We start from the raw sequence: 3,415 nt of genomic DNA on the forward strand, positions 1-3,415 counted from the left end.
GCACCTGCCCTTCGGCGACCCCGCCACCCAGCCCGGCGCCGATGGCTTCGCCCAGCCGCTGCGGCGGATGCTGGGCGGCCGCCTGCTGGCGGCGCATGAGGCGGTGCACAGGCCGCCCCCCGGCGACACCGCCCCCGCCCGGCTGGAAAGCAGCTTCCACGACCCGCTGCCGGGACGCCTGCTCGCCCCCCTGGTGGCCCTGCGCGAGCGGCTCTCGGTGGCGGCGGAGCGGCTGCGGGACCTCAGCCTGCGGCGATTGCTGATGCTGGGCTTCGGCACGCTGGTGCTGCTGCTCCTGCTGCTGGCGCTGCTGCCGGGCGGGGGGGCGCGCTGATGCTGTTCCCCGCCATCGTCACGCAATTGCTGCACGCGGCGCTGCTGCTGGCCCTGGCGCCGCTGCTGGTTGGGGTGGTGCGCTGGCTCAAGGCGCGGCTGCTCGGCCGGCGCGGCGCGCACCCCTTCCAGCCCTGGCGGGACCTGCGGAAGCTGCTGCGCAAGCAGCCGGTGCTGGCCGAGGGCGCCTCCCCCGTCACCGCCGCCGCGCCCTATGTGGCGCTGGCGGCGACGCTGGCGGCGGCGCTGATGGTGCCCGGCTTCGCCCGCGGCATGGCGCTGGCGCCGATGGGCGACCTGATCCTGATCGGCGGCCTGCTGGCGGTCTCGCGCTTCGCCCTGGCCCTGGCGGGGATGGATGCCGGCACCGCCTTCGGCGGTCTCGGCGCCGCGCGCGAGATGAGTTTCGCCAGTCTCGCCGAGCCGGCCTTCGTGCTGGCGGTGATGGTGCTCGCCATGCTGGCCGGCACCACCAGCCTCGACGGCATCGGCGCCGTGCTGCAGGAGGGGGCGGTGGGGCTGCGCGTCTCGCTGGGCCTGGCGCTGCTGGCGCTGCTCGCCGTGGCCCTGGCCGAGAATGGCCGCCTGCCGGTGGACAACCCCGCCACCCACCTCGAACTCACCATGGTGCACGAGGCGATGCTGCTGGAGGCCTCCGGCCGCCACCTCGCCCTGTGGGAGATGCAGGGGGCGCTGCGCCTCGCCCTGTGGCTGGCGCTGCTGGCGGCGGTGTTCCTGCCCTTCGGCACGGCGCCGGCCGAGGCCGGGCCGCTCGGCTGGCTGCTGGGCCTCGCCGCCTGGGCGCTGAAGCTCGGCCTGCTGGCGGTGGCGCTGGCGGTGTTCGAGACGGCCATCGCCAAGATGCGCGTCTTCCGCGTGCCGGAGTTCCTCGGCGCGGCGCTGCTGCTGGCGCTGCTCGGGGTGGTGCTCCTGTTCCTCTCCACCGGCCTGGCCTGAAGGGCGCGCGGCATGGGCTTCGGCCAGCTTCCCTACGACATGGCGCACCTGCTGGGCGGTGGCGTGCTGCTGTTCTCCTTCGTGCTGCTCTACCAGCGGCGCCTTTCCGGCGTCATCGCCGCCTTCGCCGCGCAGGGGGCGCTGCTGGCGCTGGCCGTGGCGTGGCAGGGCTGGGCGCAGGGGGCGCCGGGCCTCTACCTCACCGCGCTGCTGGCGGCGGTGGCGCAGGCGGTGCTGCTGCCGCTGGCGCTGCGCCGCCTTGTCCGCCATCTCGCGGTGCAGCGCGCGGTGGAGCCGGCGCTCGGCATCGGCGCCAGCATGGTGGCGGGCGTCGCGCTGGTGGCGCTGGCGCTGATGGTGGTGCTGCCGGCCACCGCCGGCGCTGGCCTCCAGGCGCGGGAGGATCTGGCGCTGGCCCTTTCCGTGGTGCTGCTCGGCATGCTGATGATGATCACGCGGCACAACGCCATCAGCCAGCTGGTGGGGCTGCTCAGCCTGGAGAACGGGCTGGTGCTGGCCGCCTCCGGCGTGCGGGGCATGCCGCTGGTGCTGGAGCTGTCCACCGCCGCGCTGGTGCTGATGCTGGCGGCCGTTGCCGGCTTCTTCGTCTTCCGCCTGCGCGAGAGCCTCTCCAGCCTCGACGTCTCCGCCCTGCACGCGCATCGCGGCGAGCGGGAGGGGGAGGGCGCATGATGCACCCCGCCCTCCTGGTGCTGCTGCCCTTCCTGGGCGCGGTGGTGCTGGCCGCGATCCCCCGCCAGCCCGTGGCGGCGCTGGCCAATATCGGCTTCTCGGCCGGTGGCTTCCTGCTGGCGCTGGCGCTGCTCGCCCTGCCGCGCGAGGTCGAGGGGCTGCTGCATCTCGACGCGCTGAACCTGCCGCTGCTGCTGCTCTCGGGGCTGGTCGGCCTCACCACGGCGGTGTTCTCGGCCGCCACCCTGCCGGCGGAGGGCTTCGGCCCGCGCGCCGGGCGGGCCTACCACGCCGCCTTCCAGCTTTTCCTCGGCGCCAACCACCTGGCGCTGCTGGCCGACAATCTCGGCCTGATGTGGGTGGCGATCGAGCTGGCCACGCTGGCCAGCGTGCTGATGGTGGCGCTGCACCGCACCCCCGCCGCCATCGAGGCGGCCTGGAAGTTTCTGATGCTGTGCGGCGTCGGCATCGGGCTGGCGCTGTTCGGCACCATCGTGCTGGCGCTGGCGGCGCAGCCGCTCACCGGGGGTGGTGCCGCCTCCCTCTCCATCGCCGCCCTTGGCCGCGTGGCGCGGGAGGCCGATCCGGCGCTGATGACGCTCGCCTTCGTCTTCCTGCTGGTGGGCTACGGCACCAAGGCGGGGCTGGTGCCGCTGCATTCCTGGCTGCCCGATGCCCATGCCGAGGGGCCGATGGCCATCTCGGCGGTGCTCTCCGGCCTGCTGCTGAACGCGGCGCTGCACGCCATCCTGCGCGCCAAGGCCATCGTGGCGCTGAACCCCGGGCCGCTGCCGCCCGGTGCGCTGATGGTGGCGATGGGCCTCGCCTCGCTGCTGCTGGCCGCCTTCGCGCTGTGGCGGCGGCGGGATGCGCGGCGCCTCTTCGCCTGGAGCAGCATCGAGCACATGGGCCTCGCCGCCTTCGCCTTCGGGCTGGGCGGGCCGGCGGCGATGGCGGGGCTGCTGCACATGCTCGGCCATTCGCTGGTCAAGAGCGCCCTGTTCTTCGCCCTTGGTCGTGCCATCGTGCTGAAGGGTGGGCAGCGCCTCGCCGCCATCGGCGGGCTGAACCTCTCCCACCCGGTGCTGGGCTGGACGCTGGCGCTCGCCATCCTCGCCATCGCCGGGCTGCCGCCCTTCTCCCTCTTCGCCAGCGAGTTCCTGATGGCGCAGCAGAGCGCGGCGCGGCTGCCCTGGCTGGCCCTGCCGCTCGGCCTCGGCCTGCTGGTGGCGGCGCTGGCGCTGCTGCGCACCCTGCAGGATCTCTGCTTCGGCCCGGCCACGGCCGACGCGCCCGGCGCCCCGCCGCCCGCGCTCGGCGAATGGGCGGTGCTGGCCCCGGCGCAGCTCCACCTGCTGCTGGCGCTGGCGCTGGGGATGGCGCTGCCCGCGCCGCTCGCCGCCCTGCTGGCCGAGGCCGCGAGGATCGCCGG

General features: G+C 75.0%; 3 protein-coding genes and 1 pseudogene. All 4 read left to right on the plus strand.

What is annotated here, in order from left to right:
- Nucleotides 1-334: pseudogene (locus ACZJYS_RS23600) on the plus strand (hydrogenase 4 subunit B); the annotation flags it as partial.
- Nucleotides 334-1,290: a respiratory chain complex I subunit 1 family protein gene (locus ACZJYS_RS23605; protein ID WP_109516321.1), complete on the plus strand. Its 957-nt coding sequence runs from the start codon at nt 334-336 to the stop codon at nt 1,288-1,290. The pseudogene ACZJYS_RS23600 and the gene ACZJYS_RS23605, both read left to right, overlap by 1 nt.
- A 12-nt stretch (nt 1,291-1,302) precedes the next feature.
- Entirely contained in the window at nt 1,303-1,983 is a 681-nt protein-coding gene (locus ACZJYS_RS23610; RefSeq protein WP_379649410.1) for a hydrogenase-4 component E, read from the plus strand.
- Nucleotides 1,983-3,415 (plus strand): proton-conducting transporter transmembrane domain-containing protein (locus ACZJYS_RS23615; protein ID WP_493180550.1); only part of this gene is annotated, 1,433 nt, incomplete at its 3' end. The genes ACZJYS_RS23610 and ACZJYS_RS23615, both read left to right, overlap by 1 nt.

The sequence above is a fragment of the Roseomonas sp. TS2 genome (assembly GCF_058833935.1).